We start from the raw sequence: 19,148 nt of genomic DNA, 5'->3' as shown, positions 1-19,148 counted from the left end.
GGGTCACCGGGAAGCCAGCTCCGCCACGATGCGGGGGCCCAGTTCGGTCACATCGCCCGCTCCCATGGTGAGCACGATGTCACCGGGCCTGGCCCGGTCGGCCACCAGAGCGGGGACCGCGTCCCGCTGCGGCGCGTAGGTCACCTGGCCGGGGGGGAGGGGCACCTTGCCCGCCACCAGGGCCCCGGAGACGCCCGGCTCGGGATCCTCACGGGCGCCGTAGACGTCCAGCACGATGGCCTCGTCCGCCAGGCCGAGGGCGGCCGCGAACTCGTCGGCGAAGAACCTGGTGCGGGAGTAGAGGTGCGGTTGGAAGACCGCGACGACCCTGCCGGAGCCGGAGAAGGACGCCACCACGTCCCGCGCCGCGCGCAGGTCGGCGACGAGCTCGGTCGGATGGTGGGCGTAACTGTCGAAGACCGCCACTCCCCCGGCCTCACCCTTGGCCTCGAAGCGGCGCTTGGCTCCGGTGAAGGCGGCCAGGCCGTCACGTATCTCGTCGAAGGACACCCCCAGCTCCGCCGCCACGGCGATGACAGCGGTGGCGTTGAGCGCGTTGTGACGGCCGGGTACGGCCAGTCTGACCTCTCCATGGCCGTCCACCGTGAAGGAGATGCCCAGGCCGTCGGGGACGATCCCGTTCACCCGGAGGTCGGCGTCCTCGACCTCGCCGTACGTGATCACCTTCAGACCCCGTGCGCGGGCGATCGGGACCAGGGCGGCCGAGCCGGGATCGTCGACACAGATCACCATGGACGTACCGACCCGCTCGACGAATCGGGCGAAGCTGTCGTAGACCGCGCGCGGGTCACCGTAGTTGTCCAGGTGGTCCGGCTCCACGTTGGTCACCACGGCGATGTCCGGCGCCAGCATGAGGAAGGAGCCGTCGCTCTCGTCGGCTTCGGCGACGAACACCCCGCCCGCCCCCTCGTCGGCGCCCAGGCCGGTGGTCACGAGCTGACCGCCGACGCAGTAGGACGGATCGGCACCGCACTTCTGCAGCGCCACCGTGAGCATGGAGGTCGTGGTGGTCTTGCCGTGCGTCCCGGCCAACGCGACCCCGGTCCGGCCCGCCATGACCGAGGCCAGCGCGGCGGCCCTGGGGATGACCCGCAGACCCTGACTGAGTGCCTCGCCCAGCTCGGGATTGGAGTCGCGGATCGCGGTGGAGACCACCACCGTGTCGACGTTCTTGATGTGCGAGGCGGCGTGGCCGATGTGGACCCTGCCGCCCAGCTCCCGCAGTTCGGTCACCATGTCGGAGCCGCGCGAGTCACTGCCGGAGACCTGCACGCCACGCTTGAGCAGGATGCGCGCGATGCCGGACATCCCGGCACCGCCGATCCCGATGAAGTGGACGCGCCCGAGCTCTTCGGCCGCGACCGGCTCCACCAACTTGACCAGGCTCATCGGTCGCTCACCACTCCTCGTTCACTACGTTCGCCACACGGACGGCCCATCAGGCCCTCCCCTCCGCCGCGATCCGCAAGACCTTGCGGGCGAGCGTCACGTCGGCGTCTTTCCGGCCCATCCTGGAAGCGGCCTCCGACATGGTGACCACCCGCTCGGGGTCGGACAGGATGGGCAGCACGTTCTGAATGATCCACTCCGGCGTCAGGTCGGCGTCGTCGATCATGAGACCGCCGCCGGCCTGCACGATCGGCTCGGCGTTGAGCCGCTGCTCACCGTTGCCGTGCGGAAGCGGGATGTAGGCGGCGGGCAGGCCCACCGCGGTCAGCTCGGCACACGTCATGGCGCCGCTGCGGCACAGGGCGAAGTCGGCCGCGGCGTAGGCCAGGTCCATCCGGTCGACGTACTGCAGCACGACGTACTGCGGGTCGCCGGGCGGCGGCTCCTCCTCCAGCGTGTTCTTCGGGCCGATGACATGCAGGACCTGCACCCCGGCCCGGCGCAACACCGGAGCGGCGGCCAGCGCCGCCTGGTTGAGCGATCGCGCGCCCTGGGAGCCGCCGGTGACCAGCAGCGTGGGCAGGTCGGCCTCCAGGCCGAACCAGGAACGCGCCTTGTCGCCCACGGACAGCCTGTCCAGCGTGACGATCCCGCGGCGGAGCGGGATGCCCACGTATTCGGCACGGCTCAGTTGCGTGTTCTGGTGACCGGTGAACACATGGTCGGTGAGCCGCGCGCCCAGCCGGTTGGCCAGGCCGGGCCGCGGGTTGGCCTCGTGCACCACGATCGGCACCCCGCGCCGCCGCGCCGCGAGGTAGGCGGGGGTCGCCACGTAGCCGCCGAACCCGACCAGCACGTCGGCCTGGACCCGGTCCATGATGCCGGCGGCGGCGTTGATGGCGCCCGCCAGCCGCCCGGGCACGGTCAGGAGCTGGGGTGTGATGGCCCGGGGCAGCGGCACCGCGGGCACGAGCTGCAGATCATAGCCCCGGGCCGGTACCAGTCGCGTCTCCAGGCCACGCTCGGTGCCCAGGCATGTGATCCCGATGTCCGGATCCAGCTGGCGGAGCGCGTCGGCCAGCGCCAACGCCGGCTCAATGTGACCGGCCGTCCCGCCGCCGGCGAGGACCACTCTCATGTCGGTCCTTTCACGTATCTCACTTATCGTCTTCCTCGGACCCGCCGTCGTTTCCGCGCGGGACCACCAGTCGCCTATCGCCTCGCGCGGATCGGCCGCCGTTTCCTGACCGGACCACCCAGGCCAAGCCAGCTTAGGCCCCGCGCCACCGGTCCGGGGCCACGCGCCGCCAGGGCTTCACGCGCGCCGGGCTCATGTTTGGCGAAGGCGAGCAGCATCCCCAGTGCGGCCAGGGTCGGCAGAAGCGCCGACCCGCCGTAGGAGACCAGCGGCAGCGGGATGCCGGTGATGGGCAGCACGCCGATGACGGCGCCGATGTTGACGATCGCCTGACCGGCGATCCAGGCCACCGCGGCGGCCGAGGCGAGCCGGACGAACGGGTCCTTGACCCGGGTGGCCACCCGCAGGCCCGCATAGCCGAGCAGGCCGAACAGGGCCACCACCACCAGCGTGCCCATGAGACCGAACTCCTCGCCGAGGATGGAGAAGATGAAGTCGCTCTCGGCGTGCGGGGTCCAGCTCCACTTCTGCCGGCTGGAGCCCAGCCCGAGTCCGAACCAGCCGCCGCTGCCGAGCCCGACCAGGCCCTGCACCAGCTGGTATCCCGCATCCTGCGCGTTGCCCCACGGGTCGAGCCAGCCCTTGATCCGCGCCGAACGGTAGCCCTCGAAGCTGATCATCGTGATCGTGGCCAGCACCACGACCGACAGGAGGCCGCCGAACAGCTTCAGTGGCGCGCCCACGACCCAGAGCAGAGACAGGAAGATCATCATCAGGACCAGGGTGGTGCCGAGGTCACGCCCCAGCATCACCAGGACGGCCATGATCGCCAGACCCGGCATGAGAGGGATCAGCAGCCTGCGCCACTCGATCTGCCCGGCACGCGCCCCCCTGGCGAGGAGATCGGCACCCCACACCACCAGTGCGAGCTTGGCCGGCTCCGACGGCTGGATGGTGAGCTTCCCGATGTAGATCCAGCGTTGCGCGCCCAGCTCCGTCTGACCGACGAAAAGGACCAGGACCAGGCCCAGGACGGCGAAGGCCATCAGCGGGTAACCCGCCAGCCGGAAGAACCTGATGGGCAGCCGGGAGCAGACCCACATCAGCAGCAGCCCCACCGCCATCGAGACGGACTGCCGGCCGAAGAGCGCGAACGCCGACCCTCTCGTCTGGAGCGCCTCGATGCTCGACGCGGACAGGACCATCATCAGCCCCAGGGCCATCAGCAGCCCGCTGACACCGAGGAGCAGGTGGTAGGAGAAGAGGGGACGTCCCAACAGCTCGCGTACGCGGGCGAGGCGGCCGTTGAAGGAGTCGAAGGCCGGCGCCCGATCGGTCTCGGCGGTCGTCATCTGTCCCTCCGCTCCGGCGGCCTGACCGGCCGTCCCGGTCCGCAAGCTGTGATCACGCGTTCCCGTCGCCGTGCCGCGCTCCGTCCAGACGCGCCAGGACGGCCTGGGCGAAGGCCTTCCCGCGAGCCCCGTAGTTGGGGAACATGTCCAGGGATGCTCCGGCCGGAGCCAGCAGCACGGTGTCCCCGGGGGCGGCGAGCCTCGCGGCTTCGGTGACGACACGGTCCATGACCCCAGTGTCCTGGCCGGACACCTCCACCACCGGGACATTCTCGGCGTGTCGCGCCAGAGCCTGCCGGATCCGTCCGCGGTCGACGCCCAGGAGCACCGCGCCACGTAGCCGGGGCGCGGCCCGCCGTACCAGCTCGTCCACGTCGGCGCCCTTCAGCTGCCCTCCGGCGATCCAGACGATCGAGGGATAGGCCGCCAGCGACGCCGCCGCGGCGTGCGGGTTGGTGGCCTTGGAGTCGTCCACGTAGTCGACCTCGCCGATCCGGGCGACATGGGCGATCCTGTGCGGGTCGGGGACGAAGTCCAGCAGGCCCTGCCGTACGGCCTCCGCGGGCACCCCGTAGGACCGGGCCAGGGCGGCGGCGGCCAGGGCATTGGCCACGTTGTGCGGCGCGAACGGCCGGATGTCCCCGAACGAGGCGAGCTCCTCGGCGTTGCGCACCGGGTCGGCCACGAACGCCCGGTCCACCAGCAGGTCCTCGACCACGCCGATCTGGCCGGGCATCGGCACGTCGAGGGTGAAGCTCACCTTGCGCGGTCCCCCGTCGTACGGCGCGGCCAGGCGGGTCGCCCACTCGTCGTCGGCGTTGTGGACGATCGTCCCCGCCCGGGCGAAGATCCTCCCCTTGGCCAGGGCGTACTCCTCCATGGAGCCGTGCCAGTCCAGATGGTCGGGGGCGACGTTGAGGACGGCGGCGGTGTGCGGGACGAGGCTGGGCGAGCGATGGAGCTGGAAGCTGGACAGCTCCACGGCCAGCACGTCGGCATCCCCGGTGACGGCCTCCACGATGGGGGTGCCGACGTTGCCGACCGCCAGCGCCCGGTGCCCGGCAGCGGTCAGCATCGAGGTGAGCATCCGGACCACGGTGGTCTTGCCGTTGGTGCCGGTCAGCGTCAGCCAGGGCGCCGCACCTGCCGGGCGGAGCCGCCAGGCCAGTTCGACCTCGCCGATCACCTCCACTCCGGCCTCGGCCGCCGCGACGAGCAGCGGATGGTGCGGCGGCCAGCCGGTGGCGACGACGAGGGAGGTGCCGGCGGGCAGCTCGGCCGGTTCGCCGAAGCGGACCTCGACACCGAACGCGGCGAGCTCCGCGGCCGTCGCCCTGGCCCGATCCCCGTCCCTGCCCTCCAGGACGACCACCTTGTCGCCCCGGGCGGCCATGGCGCGGGCGGCGGCCGTACCGGAGACTCCGAGACCGGCGACGCAGATCACGCGCTCACCCCCGCCGGTCGCACGATCGAAGGGGTGGTCACGGCTTCGGCATCCATTCGACGTAGAACAGTCCGAGGCCGGCGGCGGCACACAGGCCGGCGATGAGCCAGAAGCGGACCACGATGGTCGTCTCCGCCCAGCCCGACAGCTCGAAGTGGTGCTGGAGCGGGGCCATTCTGAAGACCCGCTTGCCGGTCATCTTGAAGAAGCCGACCTGAATGATCACCGACATCGTGATGACCACGCACAGCCCGGCCAGGATGATCAGCAGGAGCTGGGTGCGGGTGGTGATGGCCAGGCCGGCGAGCACGCCGCCCAGGGCCAGCGAGCCGGTGTCACCCATGAAGATCTTTGCTGGGGGGGCGTTCCACCACAGGAAGCCCACCAGCGCGCCGAGCACGGCGGCGGCGACCACGGCCAGGTCCAGCGGGTCGCGGACCCAGTAGCAGTTGGGGCCGAGCTGGGTGGTGCAGCTGTTGCGGAGCTGCCAGTTGCCGATCAGGACGTAGGAGGCCAGCACCACGCCGGTGGCGCCACTGGCCAGGCCGTCGAGACCGTCGGTGAGGTTCACCGCGTTGGAGAAGCCCACGATCATGATGAGGACCCAGATCGTGAACCCGACGATGCCGATGGACGGGCCGAAGTCCCGCAGGAACGACAGCCGGGTCTCGGCCGGCGTGATCAGGTAGGCGTTCGGGAAGCGGGTCACCAGGACCGCGAAGACCGCGCCGACGATGAGCTGGCCTAGGGCCTTGGCACCGCTGCGCAGACCGAGACTGCGCTGCTTGTAGATCTTGATGAAGTCGTCGAGGAAGCCGACCGCGCCGAGCCCGGCCATCAGGAACAGCACCAGGACCGCGGAGACGGTCGGCTGGGTCCAGGTGGCCAGGTGGGCACAGGCGAACCCGGCCAGCGCCGCGATCACGATCACGGTGCCGCCCATGGTGGGGGTGCCGCGCTTGTCGTGGTGACCGGAGGGGCCCTCCTCCCGGATGCTCTGACCGTAGCCGCGCCGCGAGAACAGCCGGATCGCCAGCGGCGTGCCGAACATGGACAGCAGCAGACCCACCGCCGCCGCGATGAGGATCTCCCTCATCGGCGGTCACCCCCGAGCAGCGCCTCGGCCACGCGCTCCAGCCCGGCGGCGCGCGGCCCCTTGACCAGCACCACGTCTCCGGGGGCCAGGAGTGCCGACAGCGCGGCGCCCGCCTCCTCGGCGTCGGCGACATGCGTGACCCGTGTGACGGCGGAAGCGCCGTCCACGGCGGCCCGCGCCCCGGCCAGGACCGGGCCGGCGTCGGGTCCGACGACGAAGAGACCTTCCAGGCCCGCGCCTCCCGCCAGGCGGCCCACGCCCTCGTTCAGGGCCGCGCTCTCCTCCCCCAGCTCGCGCAGGGCGGCGATGACCGCGAAGCGGCGGCGCCCGCCCGCCAGGGCGTCCAGGGCGCCGAAGGCGGCGCGCATGGAGTCGGGGTTGGCGTTGTAGGCGTCGTTGATCACGGTGACGCCGTCATCCCTGTCGGTGACCTCCATGCGCCAGCGGCTGCGGGGCTCGGCCTCCGACAGCTCCTCGGCGATGGTCGCGACCGGCAGCCCCAGCTCATAGGCGGCGGCCGCGGCGGCGAGCGCGTTCTCCACGGCGTGCTCGCCGTACAGGCGGAGCGCGACCGGCGCGGCCCCGGACGGGGTGCGCAGCGTGAAGGCGGCACGGCCGCGGTCGTCGAGGGTCACGCCCTCCGCCCGCACCGTGGCGGTCTCGGCGCGGCCGTACCAGGTGATCCGGGCGTCGGTACGGCGGGCCATCGCGGCCACCAGCGGGTCGTCGGCGTTCAGTACGGCCACGCCGTCGGCGGGCAGGGCCTCGACCAGCTCGCCCTTGGCCTTGGCGATCGCCTCCTTGCCGCCGAAGACGCCCAGGTGGGCGGTGCCGACGTTGAGGACCACACCGATCGCCGGCGGGGCGACACGGGCCAGGTGGGCGATGTCGCCCGCGTATCTGGCGCTGAGCTCCAGCACCAGGTAGCGGGTGTCCTCGTCGGCCTTCAGCACCGTGAGCGGGTGGCCGATCTCGTTGTTGAGCGAGCCCACCGGGGCGACCGTCGGGCCGATCCTGGCGGTGAGACGGGCCAGCAGGTCCTTGGTGGTGGTCTTACCCGCGGACCCGGTCACGCCGAGGACCGTGACCGAGGGCAGCTCGGCGCAGACGGCGGTGGCCAGGGCTGCCAGGGCGGCCACGGCGTCGCCGACGACGACCGCGGGGACGTCGACGGGCCTGGACGCCAGCACGGCGACGGCCCCGGCCTCGACGGCCTGGGCGGCGAAATCGTGCCCGTCAACCCGGTCGCCCTTGATCGCGACGAACAACGATCCCGGCTCGACGGCGCGGGAGTCGATGACGACCGGGCCACGTACGACCGCACGGGGATCGGCCATGCCAGCGAGGGCGCCCGAGGTGATCTCGGCGATCCTGGCCAGCGGCAACGGGATCATGATGCGTCTTACCTACTCTCCATACGTGTCTTCGGGGCCCGTCCGGTTCCGCCGTCTGACGATCGCGCCGGCCACCACTTGCCTGTCGTCGAACGGGAGTACTTCGTCCCCGACGTACTGGCCCTGCTCGTGACCCTTGCCGGCCACGACGACGACGTCGCCGGGACCTGCCCGGCCGATCGCCAGATCGATGGCCGCAGTCCGGTCCGGCTCAATGATCACATGCGCGCGCTCATGCTGAGACACGCCGAGGACTCCGTCCATCATCTCAGCGAGAATCCGCAGCGGGTCCTCCGAACGAGGATTGTCACTGGTGAGGATGGCCACATCCGCCAGCCGCGCGGCGGCCTCCCCCATCATCGGGCGTTTGCCCCGGTCACGGTCGCCGCCACAGCCCAGCACCACGGTCAGCTTGCCGGCCGTGACCTGGCGCAGGGCACGGAGCACCGACTCCACCGCTCCGGGCTTGTGCGAGTAGTCGACGATGGCCTGGAAGTCCTGGCCGCCGGACACCCGCTCCATCCGGCCGGGCACACCGGTCAGCGTACCGACGCCGGCCACCGCGGTCCGCAGCGGCACCCCGGCCTCCACGAGGGAGACGATCGCGCCCAGCGCGTTGGCGACGTTGAACGGGCCGGGCAGGGCGACCGTCGCCTCCTCCTCGACGCCGCCGGGACCGACCACACGGAAAGAACTGCCGTCGCCTCCCAGGCGCACGTCCACGGCGCGCCAGTCGGCTTCGAGGGCACCCTCGGCGGAGAAGGTGGTCATCGGGATCTTACTCAGGCCGAGAAGCTCACGTCCGTGGGCGTCGTCGATGTTGACGACGCCGAGGCGGCTCATCTCGGGTGTGAACAGCCGGACCTTCGTCGCGAAGTAGTCGTCGAGGTCCTTGTGGAAGTCCAGGTGGTCCTGGGAGAGGTTGGTGAACAGCGCGACGTCGTAGAAGACCGCGTCGACACGGCCCAGCGCCAGCGCGTGACTGGAGACCTCCATCGCGGCGGCCGTGACGCCGTGCTCACGCATGACGGCGAACAGGCCATGCAGGTCGCTGGCCTCCGGCGTGGTCAGCTTGGGCACGGAGCGCAGCTCGCCGACGTGGATCTCCACGCCGCCGATCAACCCGGCCCTGTGCCCGGCGGCCCGCAGCCCGGCTTCCAGCAGGAAGCTGGTGGTGGACTTGCCGCTGGTGCCGGTGACGCCGATGACCATCACCTCCGCCGCCGGCTGGCCGTACACCCAGGCGGAGACCTGGCCGAGCACGCGGCGCGGGTCCGGCACGACCAGGACCGGCAGGCCGGTTGCCACGGCGGCCGGTCTGCCCGCCTCGTCGGTCAGGATGGCGCTGGCGCCGGCGGCGAGAGCCTGGGCGGAGAAGTCGGCGCCGTGGACCGTGGCCCCCGGCAGCGCGACGTAGAGATCCCCGCGCTGGATCTGGCGCGAATCGATGGTGATCCCGGACACCGCGGCCAGCGGTGCTCGCGACGTGCCGGAAGGCGCGCCGAGCAGGCTCGCTAGCCCCGAGAGTGGACGGGGTGAACTGGTTGACGGTCGCATGGACGACGGGGGACGCACGGCGAGAGCGTACCTTCCCTCATCACTCCCCGGCGCGTATCGGCACCGAGGAGGGCATCGTTCCGGTGGGCGGGATCTTTTTGCTCTTCAACGCGAACGTCATCACTTTCTTGAAGACCGGGGCGGCGATCTCCCCACCGTAATAGCCCTTGTGGGGGTCCTGAACCACCGCCAGAACGACCAGGCGGGGCTTGTCCGCCGGGGCGAAACCCACGAATGTCGAGGTGTATCCGCAGTATCCCTGGCACTTGACGTCGTAGCGCATCGCGGTGCCCGTCTTGCCGGCGACCCGGTAACCGTCGATGGCGGCGAGGTTGCCGGTGCCCTCCTCACTGACGGCTGCCTCCAGCATCCCGGTGACCTCCCTGGCCGTACGCTCGCTGATCACCCGGGTCCGTTTGCCCGGTTCGGACGGCACGAATGCGCCGTTCTCGGCGGTGGTGCCGGCCACGATCTGCGGGGTGACGCGGGTCCCGCCGTTGGCGATGGTCTGGTAGACGCTGGCCGTCTGGAGCGCGGTCACCGAGACACCCTGGCCGTAGGCGATCGTGCAGCGCTGGCTGCCCGACCACTTCTTCCAGTCCGGGAGGAGTCCTGCCTCCTCGCCGAAGAGACCGGTGCCGGGTTTGGCGCCGAACCCGAAGCGCTGCAGCATCGCGTGCAGCTTCTGGTCGCCGATCTTCCGCGAGGCGAGGATCGTACCGACGTTACTGGAGGTGGCGACCACACCGGAGAAGGTCAGGTGCTCCACGGGGTGCGGGTGGGAGTCCCTCAGCACCCGGTCGGCGCATCTGATGTTGTCATTGACCCTGAACACGGTCTCCGGCCGCACGGCCCCCGACTCCAGGGCTGCCGCAGCGGTGATGACCTTGTTGGTACTGCCCGGCTCGAACACGTCGGTCACCGAGCGATTGACCCAGTCTTCGGGGGCGGTCTTGGCCCAGTTCGTCAGGTCGAGCTCGGGCGCGTTGGCCATGGCGACCACCTGGCTGCTCGGCACGTCGAGGACGATGACGCTGCCGGTCCGCGCGCCGGTGGCCGCGACCTGGTCGGTGATCGCCTTCTGCGCGGCCCACTGGATGTCGCGTTCGATGGTGAGCCGCACGTCCCTGCCCTCCACGGGCGTCTTCAGGGTACTGCGGGTCATCGGGATGCGCTGCCCCATGGCGCCCGTCTCGATGAACTGCTCGCCGTCACGACCGGCGAGCAACGTGTTGTAGGTGTATTCCAGCCCGCTCAGGCCCGTGCCGTCGGCGCCGACGAAGCCCAGCATGGTGCCCGCCAGGTCACGGCCCGGGTAGTCCCGCCGGTAGACCTGCTTGCTGCCGACACCCACGAGTTTGGGCTTGCGCTCCATGATCCGCTGGGCGACGGACGGTTCGACGGCGGCGGCCACCTGCTGGTAACGACTGGAGCTGTTGGCGAGCTTGGCCGCGATCTGCTCCTTCGGCTGGTTCAGCTCGGCGGCCAGGACCGTGGCCACCTGGTCACGCTTGCCCGGTTCGACCATCGAGGGGTCGACGAAGATCTCGCGCGCCTCCAGGGTCAGCGCGAGCTCATGCCCGTTGACATCGGTGATGGAGCCTCGTCGCGCGGTCAGCTTCTCGCCCCGCACCCGCTGCTCGGCCGCCTGCGCCATGTAGACCTTGGAGTCCAGGCCCTGGAGCTGTATGAGCCGTCCGGCGAAGATGGTCAGCACGAAGGTCATCACGATCAGGCCGATGTTGATCCGCCTGCCGGGGTTGCCCAGACGCAGCACCGCGGGCGGACGCGCCGGCGGCCGGGGCGGCCTGCCTCCCCCGCCGCCCCTGCCCGGCGGACGGCCGGGATCGGCGGGCCGGCCGTCCCCGCGTCCTCCGCCGCGACGTCCCCGTTCCGGCGGGTCCGGCCGGGGGGAACTGCGCGGCCTGCGCGACGTCTCCGGACCCGACGGCCTGCCAGGCCTGCCCGCACCCTCGGGACGCGTGGATCTGCCCGGGGCACCGGCTCTGCTCGCCGTTGGAGAACCGCCCGGCCTGCCGGGGCCGTCGGCACGCTGCTTGCCTGTCCTGGCGGAACCCCCCGGCCTGCCCGGAGCGCCGGACTTGTCGGCCCCCCGGCCACCGGACTTGCCCGACTTACCCGACCCCGCCGGACCACCGGACCTACCCGCTCCGTCCGGACGACCGGGTCTGCCCTGACCATCGGCGCCGTCGGGTCTGCTTGAGCCTTCCGAGCGGGTGGGCTTGCCGGAGGGACCCGGCCTCCCCGTCGTATCCGGACCGTTCGGTCTGCCGGTACGGCCGGGCCCGCCTGGGGCCCGGCGGCCGGATGCTCCCGCGGGGCCGGAGCCGCCGCGGCCGGGACCCCGGCCACCGGTCTCCCTCACCGGCCCGTGCCCGGCACTCGCTCCTGCCCGACGGGCGTCTGGCCTTCACTCGCGGCCCGGCTACCGGCAGAGCGGTCGAGGGTGATGACTCTGGCCTTGTCCCAGTCAGGTTCCAGACCCTGGTTGGCGGAGTTACGGGAGAGCGCGTCGGGCATCTCCATCCGCATGTTGTCGTTCTTCAGCTCCTCCACGTCCTGGCGGAGCTGATCGTTGGTCTTACGGAGTTCGTCCGCCCTCAAGGAGTCCTGAGCAAGGACGGTGTTCAGCAGCAGCAGGCTGACCAGGCCACCGCAGAGCAGGCCGACCACGAGCAGCACGAAGGGAGCGCGCGGCGCACGCCTCCGCTGGGCCGCCGGAGCCGGGGCTGCGGCACGGGCGACGGGCACGGTCCTGACCGGCCTGGTCCTGCGTGCCGGTGGCGTCGCGCGGGGGACGCGCGCAGGTCGTCCGCCACGGCTCGGCGCGGTGCGGACGTCTGAATCACTCCTCGTCAACTGCCTCACGGATCCTCTCTGCCGCCCGACACCGGGCAGAGGCCGCCCGCGGGTTGCGGGCCACCTCCTCTTCGCTCGGAAGCTCGGCTCCCCTTGTCAGAAGGGCGAACCGCGGCTGGTGAGCCGGCAACGGGACGGGCAGCCCCGGCGGGCCGGTCTCCTTGGTCCGTGCCGCCAGCACCTGCTTGGTCAGCCGGTCTTCAAGGGAGTGGTAGGCGAGCACGACCACGCGCCCACCAAGCGTCAGCGCGTCGAGTGCGGCGGGCAACGCGCGTTCCAGTGCTGTCAACTCCGCGTTCACCTCGATCCGCAGCGCCTGAAAAGTCCTTTTTGCGGGGTTTCCCCCAGTTCGTCGGGTAGCAGCCGGGATTGCCGTACGGACAATCTCCGCAAGCCGCTTGGTCGACGTTATGGCCTCGTTGCCCCGTTCCTTGATGATTAGGCGTGCGACACGCGGGGCGAATCGCTCTTCGCCGTAATCCCGGAGAATCCGGATGAGCTCCGCGGCCGAGTAGGTGTTCACGACGACCTCGGCTGTCAGCTCCTGATCGCCGTCCATCCGCATGTCCAGCGGCGCGTCGTACGAGTAGGCGAAGCCGCGCTCGGCCTCGTCGAGCTGGGGCGAGGATACGCCCAGGTCGAACAGGGCAGCGTTGACGCGCGGGTGGCCGGCCTCCGCCAGCACCTCGGTCAGCTCGTCGGAGACCGCACGGACCAGCGTGATCCGGTCCGCGTACGGCGCCAGCCGGGCCGTTGAGCGCTCGATCGCGGTGGGGTCGCGGTCGATTCCGATCAGATGCAGCGAGGGATGGGCGGCCAGCAGTGCCTCGGCATGGCCGCCGAGGCCCAGGTTGGCGTCGACCACGACGGGGTCGGGGCCCGTCAGCGCGGGAGCCAGGAGCTCCAGCACTCGGTCGAGCATCACGGGCACATGGCCGCCCGAAGCCTGAAAATCACGCATGTCGTTCTCGGCGCGCATGAAGCGCAAACCCCCCTCTTGCCGCCGCGCTCGCGGATGCGCGGCGGATGTTCATCGGTGTCCCTGCTGGTCCCCACCCCCGGGCCGTCCGGCCAGGTCCCCATCCGCACCCACGTACCCGCCCGTCACCTGACACCGGGGAAGGTGCATCAGCTGACGTGCATGCTGGTTGCGGGTGGAGACCTCGCCGAACGACGTTTTCACCGATGAGTCGACCGTGGAGTCACAGAATCCCTGGCAGCACCTCCTCCGACAGATCGGCAAAAGCCTGCTCTTGATCGGCCAGATAGGTGTCCCAGGCGTGTGCGTCCCAGATCTCCAGCCGTGTGTTGGCTCCGATGACCGTGCAGTCACGGTGCAGGCTGGCATACTCACGCAGAGCCTGCGGGATGGTGACCCGGCCTTGTTTGTCGGCGACCTCGTCAGATGCACTGGCGAAGAAGACCCGGCTGTAATCGCGGACCGCCTTGGCGGTCACCGGCGCTGTGCGCAGAGCCTCGGTGATGCGCTGGAACTCCTCTACGGGAAAGACGTAGAGGCAGCGCTCCTGGCCTTTGGTGATCACCAGACCCTCCGCCAGCTCCTCGCGGTACTTCGCCGGCAGGAACAGCCGTCCCTTGTCATCAAGACGCGGGTGATGAGTGCCGAGGAACATCGGCCCCACCTCCCGTGCCTAGCGGAGCGCCTGACGCTGTAGTCCCTGCCCTCCACTGCGCACCACCATACTCCACTTCTCTCCACCGTCAACTGATTCCGGACGTCCTCGCGGCCGACTCCGGCGATATCTCCCCAGGTCAATATGGGTGGAGTGGAGTGGAGCGGCAGGGCACCCCCCAGACGCCCTGGGCGTGTCGAGAAGAACCTCGATGGCCGGACGATGACGAAATCGGCTGACCGCCGGTGACGGGGGGTGAAAAATAGAACACCCTACGGACTTGTCACGAGATCGGCACATCTGTCGCACAAGAACGCCATGATCAGAGTGGACACTATGGCTATTCACCCGAAAGGGCCTTTATATCCACATAGAGTCGCCCAGGAACGCACAGCGCCGTAGTGTCGGTACTCACAATGGAAAAGGGACCGCAAAGGTCCCGAAAATACGGACCCCCCGGCGCAAACCGCCGCACCTTCATGGAGGCCTGGTGGCAGTAACCCATGACGTCTCACCTCGGCTCGATGATCTGGCCGTCACGGCGCATCGGATCCGCCAGGCGATCGAGTCGGTGATCGAAGGTAAAAGCGACGTCATCCGCCTGACCTTGACCGTTCTTCTCGCCGAGGGCCACCTGCTCATCGAGGATGTGCCCGGAGTGGGCAAGACCATGCTCGCCAAGGCCCTGGCACGATCCATCGACTGCCCGGTGCGCCGGGTCCAGTTCACCCCGGACCTGCTGCCCAGCGACATCACAGGGGTGAGTGCGTACAACCAGCAGACCAGGGAGTTCGAGTTCAAGCCCGGCCCGGTGTTCGCCAACATCGTGGTGGGCGACGAGATCAACCGGGCCTCGCCGAAGACGCAGTCGGCGCTGCTGGAGTGCATGGAGGAGCACCAGGTCACCGTCGACGGCACGACCTACCGGCTGGACAGCCCGTTCATGGTGATCGCCACCCAGAACCCCATCGAGATGGAGGGCACCTATCCCCTCCCCGAGGCGCAACGCGACCGCTTCACAGCCCGGATCGCGATGGGATACCCCGAGCCCACGGCCGAGCTGGAGATGCTCGACGTGCACGGTGCCGCCTCCCCGCTGGACAAACTGCAGCCGGTGGCGACCACCGCCGAGGTCCAGGCGCTGATCGAGGCGGTGCGCGCGGTCTACGTCTCACAGCCGATCAAGAAGTACGCCATCGACCTGGTGACCGCCACCCGCCACAGTCCCGACCTGCGGCTCGGCGCCTCCCCTCGTTCGACCCTGCAACTGGTCAGGGCGGCCCGGGCGCACGCCGCGCTCGCCGGCCGCGACTACGTCATCCCCGACGACCTGCAGGAGCTGTGCCTGCCCGTCCTCGCCCACCGGCTGCTGCCCAGTGTCGAGGCCCAGGGCCAGCGCCGCACGCCCGAGCAGGTGATGGCCGAGCTGGTCCGCCGGGTGCCCGTGCCCGAGACGCACGTCAAGTGATGTCCGGCCTCAAGGCGCTCACCGCCCGCGGCCGGTCGTTCCTCGCATCCGGCGTCGCGGCGCTGGTGTGCGCCTTCATCCTCGGGGAACACGACCTGCTCAGGATCGGGGTGCTGATCGTCTCCCTGCCGCTGCTGACGGCCATGGTGGTGGCCCGCACCCGTTACCGGCTGAGTTGCGCGCGGCGCCTGGACCCGCACAGGGCCGAGGTGGGCAGCGAGGCCACCGTGACACTGCGGCTGGAGAACGTCACCCGGCTGCCGACCGGCCTGCTGATGATCGAGGACACCGTCCCGTACGCGCTGGGGGCACGGCCCAGGTTCGTCCTGGACAGGGTGGAGTCACACGGCGTCCGGGAGATCGACTACCGGGTCCGCTCCGACCTGCGCGGCCGTTTCGGAATCGGCCCGCTCACCGTCCGGATCACTGACCCGTTCGGCCTGGTCGAGCTGACCAGGTCGTTCAGCATCAGCGACACGCTCGTGGTTACCCCACAGGTCGTGGCGCTCCCGCACGTCCGCCTCTCCGGCGAGTGGACGGGCGGGGGCGACAGCCGTACCAGGAGTGTGGCGGCCGCGGGTGACGACGACATCGCACCGCGCGAGTACAGGCAGGGTGACGACCTGCGGCGCGTGCACTGGCGCTCGACCGCCCGGTACGGCGAGCTCATGGTGCGGCGCGAGGAGCAGCAGTGGCAGAGCCGGGGCGCGCTACTGCTGGACACCCGCCGGTACGCACACCGCGGTGAGGGGCCCCGCTCGTCGTTCGAGGTGGCGGTCTCGGCCGCGGCCTCGATCGGCGCCCATCTGGCGCGCGAGGGACTCGGCCTGCGCCTGGTCACCGACCAGGGGGCCGAACACCTCACCGACACCGGGCTGAGCTGGTCGCTGCTGGATGCCCTTTCCGTGGTGCGCACCAGCTCGGCGCGGTCGCTGGAGTACGGCATCAACGCGCTACGGCAGGGCGGCGGCGACGGACTGATCGTGGCGGTCCTCGGCGGGATCGACGTGGAGCAGGCCCGGGCGCTGGCCAGGCTGAGGCACGGCAACGTGACCGGCGTGGCCGTGATGCTGGACGTGGCGGGCTGGGAGCGGCCCGAGCTCGGCCAGAACGAGAAGTACCAGGCTGCGCAGGCGATTCTCGCCGGGACGGGCTGGCGCATCGTGCGGCTGCCCGCGGGGACCTCGATCGCGAGCGTGTGGCCGGACGCCGCGCAGCGCGGGCGATTCGCACTCAGTGGGGACGGTTCATGAGACTTCCCATAGCGTCGGGCATGGCCACCGGAGCGGTCGCGCTCGCGCTCTATCCCCTGTTCCAGGGAGGCGACTGGTTCTGGGCATGCCTGGGGATCATCCTGGTGGTCACGGGGGTCGGCCTGCTGGGCAGCCGCTACACCCTGCCGAACTGGCTGGTGCCACCGGCCCAGCTTCTCGCCGTATGGCTCTACCTGACGGCGGTGTTCACCGGCGATGAGACATGGGCGGGGCTGGTGCCCACCAAGGAGTCGGTCATCGCGCTGGCGAAGCTGCTGATCACCGGTTTCGCCGATATCCAGCGATATGCCGCCCCGGTGCCGGCCAACACCGGCATCACCCTGCTGACCTGCGGCGGTGTCGGACTGATCGCGACCCTCGTCGACCTGCTGGCCTCCCGGTTGCGCCGGGCGGCGCTCACCGGCCTGCCGTTGCTGGCGCTGTTCACCGTCCCGGCCGCGGTGGTCTCCGAGCCGATCAGCTGGCCGACGTTCATCATCGCGGCCCTGGGTTACCTGGGGCTGCTGGCCGCCGACGGGCGCGAGCGGATCAACCGCTGGGGCCGGGCGGTGCTGGTGCGCCGTACCCCGTCCTTCGTCGCCCCGAAACCCGCCTCCGACGCCGGGACCCTGCGGCTGTCGGGCAAGCGCGTCGGCTTCACGGCGATCGCGCTGGCCATCCTGCTGCCCGCGCTGCTGCCCACGCTGGAGCCGGATCCGTTGTTCGGGTTCGGCGTGGGCAACGGCAAGGGCAAGGGCGGCAACTCGATCAGCATCCCGAACCCGATAGCCAACCTGCGGGGGCAGCTCTCGCTGCCGAGCAACTCCACCGTGCTGACCTACACCGCCAATGACACCTTCCCGCGCTATCTGCGGCTGTACTCGCTGGACATCTTCGACGGCGAGCAGTGGACGATGACAGGGCCGCAGGGTCATCCCGAGGACCGGGTCTCGGAGGGGCCGCTGCCACCGGCTCCGGGCCAGGCCGCCGACATGGCCGTCACTCAGGCGACCATCAAGATCAAGGTGAGCGAGCAGGTCAGGGAGCCGCTGAGGTTCCTGCCACTGCCCTACCCCGCCAGCCGGGTCCAGATCGAGGGAGACTGGAGGGCCGACCGGGACACGCTCATGGTGTTCTCCACCGAGGAGACCGCCGGGGGGCTGGGTTACGAGGTCGTCACCACCGAGCCCCGGCCGGTACCGGAGACACTCAAGGAGCCGGCGCCCGCGCGGATCAACGAGCGATACCTGCAGCTGCCGGGGACCATCCCCCGGGAGATCAGGGAGCTGGCCAGGCAGGTGACGGAGCGAGACTCCAGTCAGTTCGAGCAGGCGGTCCAGCTCCAGGACTTCTTCACCAAGAAGGGCGGCTTCACCTACAACCTGTCCACCCAGGGGCACAACGGGACGGCGCTGACGGACTTCATGATCCATAGCCGGTCCGGATACTGCGAGCAGTTCGCCGCCTCCATGGCGGTGCTGGCGCGGATCCTGGGCATCCCGTCCCGGGTCGCCATCGGCTACACCGGCGGCAGCTACGTCTCCGGGGAGTGGCAGGTGCGCACGCATGACTCCCACGCCTGGCCCGAGCTCTACTTCGAGGGCGCCGGATGGCTGCGGTTCGAGCCCACACCCGGCGGTAGCACGGGACAGAGCAGCGCGACGGCGCCGTCCTACACCCGGCCGCGGGCCGTGACGGCCGGTGACGAGCCGAGCACGACCCCGACCTCGGACTCCACCGCATCGGATCTGCCCAGCGGATCCGCCCGCGACCGCCGTGACCAGATGCTCGATCGCGACTTCGGCGGTGTGCCGCTCCCGGTGGACGAGGGCGTGCCCCTGGCGATGCGGATCGGCATCGGGACCGTCGCCGTGTCGCTGATCGCGCTGATCCCCGGGATGCTCCGCTGGGAGCTGCGCGCCCGGCGGCGCAGGTCCTACTCACGCGAGATGAACGCCCCGGCTGAGGCACCACCTGTCCCGGACTCCGGCGTCGTGGAGGTCAGGGCCAACCGGCAAGAGCCGGCGGTGGGCGCGGCCTGGGCGGAGCTCGACGACATGTTGTGCGACTACGGCATGTCGCGGCAGCCGAGCGAGAGCCCCAGAGCGCTGGCCCGGCGGCTCGCCGAGCAGTACGGGTTCGACACCGAGGCCGGGGCCGCGATGGCCAGGATCGCCACGGCGGTGGAACGGATGCTCTTCGCCCGCACCCCGGGAGAGATCGGCTCGCTGGCCGAGGACCTCCGCAGGGTACGGCGAGCCCTGGCGGCCACCGTGACGCGAGGGCGGCGGATCCGCGCGGTGCTGCTGCCGCCCTCCACCCTCCTGCGGGCACGGCGTCTGGGGACACGGGTGCTGGACGGCTTCGACCGGCTGGAGAACCTCCGGCTCCGCCGACCGGCCCGGAGGAACGTCTGAGGACTCGAGGACCGGAGGGAGTGCCGGATCGATACGTGCGGGTCGTCTCCCCGGAGACGGCCCGTGATCATCAGCGAGGGAGGGGGCCGTCCCCGGCGTGCCGGG

The 19,148-nt window shown here is 70.5% G+C and carries 14 protein-coding genes; 3 read left to right on the top strand and 11 right to left on the bottom strand.

From position 1 onward, the window contains the following. Positions 1–3 precede the first annotated feature (3 nt). The 11 genes from murC to mraZ form a co-directional block, all read right to left on the bottom strand. Positions 4–1,410 (bottom strand): UDP-N-acetylmuramate--L-alanine ligase, encoded by a 1,407-nt coding sequence (gene murC, locus ACIN94_RS07020; protein ID WP_400700660.1) that lies wholly within the window; start codon positions 1,408–1,410, stop codon positions 4–6. A 49-nt stretch (positions 1,411–1,459) separates the two neighbouring features. After that, positions 1,460–2,548 (bottom strand): undecaprenyldiphospho-muramoylpentapeptide beta-N-acetylglucosaminyltransferase, encoded by a 1,089-nt coding sequence (gene murG / locus ACIN94_RS07015; protein ID WP_400700658.1) that lies wholly within the window; start codon positions 2,546–2,548, stop codon positions 1,460–1,462. Positions 2,549–2,622: 74 nt separating this feature from the next. Beyond that, positions 2,623–3,900: a putative lipid II flippase FtsW gene (gene ftsW, locus ACIN94_RS07010; protein ID WP_400700656.1), complete on the bottom strand. Its 1,278-nt coding sequence runs from the start codon at positions 3,898–3,900 to the stop codon at positions 2,623–2,625. A 52-nt stretch (positions 3,901–3,952) separates the two neighbouring features. Further along, a complete protein-coding gene (gene murD, locus ACIN94_RS07005; protein ID WP_400700654.1) occupies positions 3,953–5,344 on the bottom strand; it encodes a UDP-N-acetylmuramoyl-L-alanine--D-glutamate ligase in 1,392 nt (463 codons plus the stop codon). Between the two features lie 37 nt (positions 5,345–5,381). Next, positions 5,382–6,440, bottom strand: coding sequence for a phospho-N-acetylmuramoyl-pentapeptide-transferase (mraY, locus tag ACIN94_RS07000; RefSeq protein WP_400700652.1), 1,059 nt, complete (start codon positions 6,438–6,440; stop codon positions 5,382–5,384). Next, the gene (gene murF / locus ACIN94_RS06995; RefSeq protein ID WP_400700650.1) at positions 6,437–7,834 is read right to left on the bottom strand and encodes a UDP-N-acetylmuramoyl-tripeptide--D-alanyl-D-alanine ligase; all 1,398 of its coding nucleotides are present in this window, start codon (positions 7,832–7,834) and stop codon (positions 6,437–6,439) included. Before murF ends, mraY begins: the two co-directional genes overlap by 4 nt. 12 nt (positions 7,835–7,846) lie before the next feature. Continuing rightward, entirely contained in the window at positions 7,847–9,391 is a 1,545-nt protein-coding gene (locus ACIN94_RS06990; RefSeq protein ID WP_400701668.1) for a UDP-N-acetylmuramoyl-L-alanyl-D-glutamate--2,6-diaminopimelate ligase, read from the bottom strand. Between the two features lie 40 nt (positions 9,392–9,431). Then, positions 9,432–11,168, bottom strand: coding sequence for a peptidoglycan D,D-transpeptidase FtsI family protein (locus ACIN94_RS06985; RefSeq protein ID WP_400700648.1), 1,737 nt, complete (start codon positions 11,166–11,168; stop codon positions 9,432–9,434). 605 nt (positions 11,169–11,773) lie between these two features. Continuing rightward, positions 11,774–12,163, bottom strand: a complete 390-nt coding sequence (locus tag ACIN94_RS06980) for a hypothetical protein (protein WP_400700646.1) — start codon at positions 12,161–12,163, stop codon at positions 11,774–11,776. A 94-nt stretch (positions 12,164–12,257) separates the two neighbouring features. After that, the gene (rsmH, locus tag ACIN94_RS06975) at positions 12,258–13,250 is read right to left on the bottom strand and encodes a 16S rRNA (cytosine(1402)-N(4))-methyltransferase RsmH (RefSeq protein WP_400700644.1); all 993 of its coding nucleotides are present in this window, start codon (positions 13,248–13,250) and stop codon (positions 12,258–12,260) included. Positions 13,251–13,473: 223 nt separating this feature from the next. Then, on the bottom strand, positions 13,474–13,905 hold the full coding sequence (mraZ, locus tag ACIN94_RS06970) for a division/cell wall cluster transcriptional repressor MraZ (RefSeq protein WP_400700642.1): 432 nt from the start codon (positions 13,903–13,905) through the stop codon (positions 13,474–13,476). 490 nt (positions 13,906–14,395) lie between these two features. On the opposite strand from mraZ, the gene ACIN94_RS06965 reads away from it, so the two are divergent. From ACIN94_RS06965 to ACIN94_RS06955, 3 genes are read left to right on the top strand one after another with little or no spacing between them, the layout of a single operon-like run. After that, on the top strand, positions 14,396–15,373 hold the full coding sequence (locus ACIN94_RS06965) for an AAA family ATPase (protein WP_400700640.1): 978 nt from the start codon (positions 14,396–14,398) through the stop codon (positions 15,371–15,373). Beyond that, positions 15,373–16,626: a DUF58 domain-containing protein gene (locus ACIN94_RS06960; RefSeq protein ID WP_400700638.1), complete on the top strand. Its 1,254-nt coding sequence runs from the start codon at positions 15,373–15,375 to the stop codon at positions 16,624–16,626. The genes ACIN94_RS06965 and ACIN94_RS06960 overlap by 1 nt, the downstream gene beginning before the upstream one ends. Then, on the top strand, positions 16,623–19,043 hold the full coding sequence (locus ACIN94_RS06955) for a DUF3488 and DUF4129 domain-containing transglutaminase family protein (protein ID WP_400700636.1): 2,421 nt from the start codon (positions 16,623–16,625) through the stop codon (positions 19,041–19,043). Before ACIN94_RS06960 ends, ACIN94_RS06955 begins: the two co-directional genes overlap by 4 nt. Positions 19,044–19,148 lie beyond the last annotated feature (105 nt).

It is taken from the genome of Streptosporangium sp. NPDC087985 (assembly GCF_044741965.1).
Classification (GTDB): Bacteria; Actinomycetota; Actinomycetes; order Streptosporangiales; family Streptosporangiaceae; genus Streptosporangium.
Note: the sequence above shows the minus strand (reverse complement) of the source record. Positions and strands in the feature narration are given on the sequence as shown.

Coding starts and splice junctions, on each gene's coding strand:
- ftsW (WP_400700656.1), bottom strand. CDS start 3,900: ATGACGACCGCCGAGACCGATCGGGCGCCGGCCTTCGACTCCTTCAAC.
- murF (WP_400700650.1), bottom strand. CDS start 7,834: ATGATCCCGTTGCCGCTGGCCAGGATCGCCGAGATCACCTCGGGCGCC.
- ACIN94_RS06960 (WP_400700638.1), top strand. CDS start 15,373: ATGTCCGGCCTCAAGGCGCTCACCGCCCGCGGCCGGTCGTTCCTCGCA.
- mraZ (WP_400700642.1), bottom strand. CDS start 13,905: ATGTTCCTCGGCACTCATCACCCGCGTCTTGATGACAAGGGACGGCTG.
- murG (WP_400700658.1), bottom strand. CDS start 2,548: ATGAGAGTGGTCCTCGCCGGCGGCGGGACGGCCGGTCACATTGAGCCG.
- rsmH (WP_400700644.1), bottom strand. CDS start 13,250: ATGCGCGCCGAGAACGACATGCGTGATTTTCAGGCTTCGGGCGGCCAT.
- murC (WP_400700660.1), bottom strand. CDS start 1,410: ATGAGCCTGGTCAAGTTGGTGGAGCCGGTCGCGGCCGAAGAGCTCGGG.
- ACIN94_RS06955 (WP_400700636.1), top strand. CDS start 16,623: ATGAGACTTCCCATAGCGTCGGGCATGGCCACCGGAGCGGTCGCGCTC.
- mraY (WP_400700652.1), bottom strand. CDS start 6,440: ATGAGGGAGATCCTCATCGCGGCGGCGGTGGGTCTGCTGCTGTCCATG.
- ACIN94_RS06990 (WP_400701668.1), bottom strand. CDS start 9,391: ATGCGACCGTCAACCAGTTCACCCCGTCCACTCTCGGGGCTAGCGAGC.